Below are 4,068 nucleotides of genomic sequence, written 5' to 3'. Positions count from 1 at the left end.
CGATCGAGCGGCTGACGGACGATCCCGCCTACCGGAAAACCCTGGCCGATGCGGGGATCGCGTTCAGCGAGCGCTATCACTGGTCGGCGATCCTCGACAATGTGATCGCCAGCTACCGCCAGGCGATTGCAGAGGGCCCGCACCTGCGCGACCCGAAGGTTGCGGCAGTCGCGGCAAAGCGCCGCGCGGCCTTCGCGGCCTGACGCCGACCGGGGGGACACCCTCCCCGGACTTGCCAAAAATCCTGTTCTCATGATCCGGCAGGCGTTAAACCGTTATCGGATCGTGAACGCGGTTGGCTGCAAGAAGCTTCATTCTGCGCTCCGGAGGCGAGACGAGGGGTTCTGGGATGACGTATCGCGGACATGCGCGGATGCTTGCGCGTAACGAAGTGCGGGATGCCGAATTCGCCCGAAGCGGCGAGGTGAGCCTCGGCCCGCCTGTGTCTGCCTACCGCGGATTCGGTTACAGCCCCGTAGCCGGCGGCTGGACCGACGACACCACTTTTCCGCGCCGCATGGCCGACGTGAACGGCGATGGCCGCGCGGACATCGTCGGCTTCGGCGCTGCTGGCGTCTTCGTCGCGCTGGCCGATCCGGCCGGCGGGTTCGGCGAGACATTGCTCGCCTACAACAGCTTCGGGGCCAGCGCCGACGCCGGTGGGTGGGCTGACAACTCCGTCTATCCGCGAATGCTTGCGGACGTAAACGGCGATGGCCGCGCTGACCTGCTCGGCTTCGGATCGGCGGGCGTCTATGTCGCACTCGGCCTCGCGCCGACGGCTGAGCAGCCGGTCCGCTTCGGCGACGTTGCGCTCGCCTATGACGGGTTCGGCGCCGCGATCGAGGCAGGCGGCTGGACCAACGAAGGCATCTATCCGCGCACTGCGGCCGATGTGAATGGCGACGGACGGGCAGATCTCGTCGGCTTCGGATCGGCAGGAGTTTACGTCTCACTCGCCCGCGAAGACGGCACCTTCGCGCAGGCGACGCTCGCCTATAATGGCTTCGGCGCAAGCGATGTTGCCGGCGGCTGGGCCTCTTCCGAGCGCTATCCGCGCGAAATGGCGGACGTGAACGGAGATGGCCGGGCGGACATCGTCGGCTTCGGTGCGAACGGCGTGTTCGTTGCACTGGCGCAGGACGGAGGCGGCTTCGGCCCGACCATTCTCGGCCTCGCCAGCTTCGGCTTCGCACCCGAAGGCGGCGGCTGGACCAGCAGCGATGCCTATCCGCGCCGCCTCGCCGACATGAACGGCGACGGGTATGCCGACATTGTCGGCTTTGGCGGGCTCGGCGCTTACGTCGCGCTCGGCAATGGCGACGGAACCTTTGCGGATCCCACCCTCGCGCTGCGGTCCTTCGGCGCAAGCGATGCGGGCGGCGGCTGGTTTTCGAACGACCGGTTCTACCGCACGCTGGCCGATGTGAATGGAGACGGCCAGGCGGACATCGTCGGCTTCGGCGGCGACTTCACCTATGTCTCGCTCAGCGGCAATCGCACGCCGACGATCACCAGCAGCGATGCCGTGACGCTCCTCGAAGGATCGGTGCTCGCATATACCGTTACGGCGAGCGATCCGGACAACAACACGCTGTTCTTTTCGCTGAGCGGCGAGGATGCGGAGGCATTCTCGATCGACGCCGATACCGGCGCGGTCAGTTTCCGCCAGGCCGCCGATTTCGAGTCCCCGGCCGATGGCAATAGCGACAACACTTACGAGATCATAGTGACCGCCAGCGACGGCGTGCTTGCCAGTTCCTTCGCCGTCACGCTGTATGTCACCAATCTCAACGAGATTACCGGAACCTCTGAATTCGAGTCCTTGTACGGGACCGAAGCGGGCGACCTGATCCGCGCACTCGGAGGGGGGGACTTCATATATGGCGGTAGCGGGGACGACTTCCTCGAAGGGGGTGCAGGAAACGACACGCTCTACGGCGGAGCGGGCGATGACATCCTCTACGGAGACGCCGCCGGTTTCGACGATGGCGGTAACGACGTCCTTTTCGACGATGGGGGCGGAAATGACCGCCTCTACGGCCAGGACGGAAACGATCATATCGGTGTCAGTCGCTCCAGCCAGACGGCCAATGTCTTGCTACTCGATGGCGGAGCCGGAAACGATTCGATCGTTTTTTCCAGCACCCGCTATGTTGATACCGTCACCATCCTCGGCGGATCGGGCGATGACGAGATCATCGTCAACGCCGTCTCGCAAAGCACGGTTGACGCTGGGTCGGGTGACGACTTCGTCGTGATCAATCCGAGTGGGGGGGTGCAGACGATCACTCTCGGGACGGGGAATGATATCATCTGGCTGGGGCGCCGAGCCCCGGTCGCCTCACCCGACGCAACGATTATCATCACGGATATGACTGCCGGTGAGGATCGCCTGGCTCTTGAGGAATATCTCCCCGAGTACCTGATCGGCTGGGATCCGGCGACCAACCCCTTCGCGAGCGGGCACCTGCAACTGGTCGATGTGAACGGCACCGCGACTCTCCAGATCGACCGGGACGGTGCATCCCAGAGCGCCTATAGTCCGCAGTCCGTGGTGAGCTTCACCGGCAGAACCGCCACCACAATGACTGCGCGCGAGCTGGGTTACCCAATAAATGGCGACGCCCCGGTCGGGGAGACGTTTACCGGTACATCCGCACGTGAAATCCTGAGCGGCAGCAATGGAGCCGATACTCTCAGCGGTCTTGCCGGAGACGATACGATCTGGGGCCGAGCGGGCGACGACCTTATCGAAGGCGGCGAAGGTGCGGACCAGCTCAACGGTGGGTTGGGCAACGACACGCTCTACGGCAATAATTTCAACGACGCTGGGCCGGATATATCGGACGATATTCTCGACGACATCGGCGGTGGGAACGACCGGCTATTCGGCCAGCGGGGCAATGACACCCTGTTCGTCTCACGCCTGACTCAGGCCTCCAGCGTCCTCCTTCTCGATGGCGGCCAGGGCGAAGACCGGATCTTTTTCAATTCCTTGCGCTACATTGATGATGTCACGGTGGTCGGTGGGACGGGCGCCGACCAGATTTATGTCGGCGGGGTCCGGTTGGGCTTGATCGATGCTGGCGAAGGCGATGATTCCGTCAATATCAGCATATTCGGGGGCTCGCAGAGCGTGACCCTGGGGGCCGGAAGCGACGCCATCACGGTCCAGTCGCTGCTCAACACGATTGCCTACAGCCTCGGTAGCGAGGTCGTGGTGACCGATTTCACCGTGGGAGAAGACCGGCTCTCGCTCACAGGCTTCCTGAACTCGGCATCGCAGAACTTGCCGGCCGGTTCCAATCCCTTCGCCACCGGGCACCTGCAACTGGTCGCTGAGGGCGAGGACACGCTGATCCAGTACGACCGCGATGGTGCCTCGGGCGAGAACTACGCCTTTGCGACCATCTTCAGGCTGGTCGGCGTCTCACCGGACAGCCTGAGCGCGACCGAACTGGGCTATGCCCCCGATGGGTCGGGCTCCCGCGCGGTCATATCGCAGGAGGCTGCGTTCGAATATCGCTTCGACGATGGCTGGAGCGGACACGCGTACGATGATGCGGTTCGCGCGCTGGCGCAGTTCGATCATCCGACCGGGGCTGGCGGCCCTGATATGCAGAACTTCCCCGCAGCCTTCGCGCAGCCTGCCGTAAACGGATCAGGCGACTGGCCCATGCTGCGAGTAACCCTGCCGGACGCAGGCCTCGAACATCTGCAAATGTACTGATCGCCGCGGGCCTGCGCGGTGCGCAGGCTTAGGACCTGTCGCTTAGCCTTGCGCCGCTTCGTAGAGGCGGCCCGAGCGCGCGCCTGAGCGGCAGAAGGCCAGTACCGGGCCCGGCATCTCGGCCAGTGCCTGCGCGAAATCGTCTTTGCGGGCGGCGATGTCCTGCGGCCCGGCGATGGGGATATGCCGTGCCTCGATCCCCGCATCCTGTGCGGCGGCAGCAATCACGGACCAGCTGGGCTGGCCGGGTTCCTCGCCATCGGGGCGGTTGCCGATGATCGAGCGGAAGCCACGATCGGCCAGCGCAGGCAGGTCTGCCGGGTCGATCTGCCCCG

3 protein-coding genes are annotated in these 4,068 nt (G+C 64.5%); 2 read left to right on the top strand and 1 reads right to left on the bottom strand.

What is annotated here, in order from left to right:
* Both ACEQX1_RS00015 and ACEQX1_RS00010 read left to right on the top strand, forming a co-directional pair.
* A partial coding sequence (locus ACEQX1_RS00015; RefSeq protein ID WP_370196376.1) for a hypothetical protein occupies positions 1-203 on the top strand: 203 nt, incomplete at its 5' end.
* A gap of 146 nt (positions 204-349) precedes the next feature.
* Complete coding sequence (locus ACEQX1_RS00010; RefSeq protein WP_370196375.1) at positions 350-3,733, top strand: FG-GAP-like repeat-containing protein; 3,384 nt, start codon at positions 350-352, stop codon at positions 3,731-3,733.
* Between the two features lie 42 nt (positions 3,734-3,775).
* Here the strand turns inward: ACEQX1_RS00010 and ACEQX1_RS00005 are convergent.
* On the bottom strand, positions 3,776-4,068 hold a 293-nt coding region (locus ACEQX1_RS00005), incomplete at its 5' end, for a beta-lactamase hydrolase domain-containing protein (protein ID WP_370196374.1).

Origin of the sequence: Aurantimonas sp. (assembly GCF_964217435.1) — a bacterium.
In the GTDB taxonomy this organism is placed as follows: Bacteria; Pseudomonadota; Alphaproteobacteria; order Rhizobiales; family Rhizobiaceae; genus Aurantimonas; species Aurantimonas coralicida.
The sequence above is the reverse complement of the archived record's forward strand: the minus strand, read 5'-3'. Positions and strand labels throughout refer to the sequence as shown.

What these genes read in the sequence shown, in the direction of transcription:
- ACEQX1_RS00010 (WP_370196375.1), top strand. Translation starts at nt 350, where the DNA reads ATGACGTATCGCGGACATGCGCGGATGCTTGCGCGTAACGAAGTGCGG.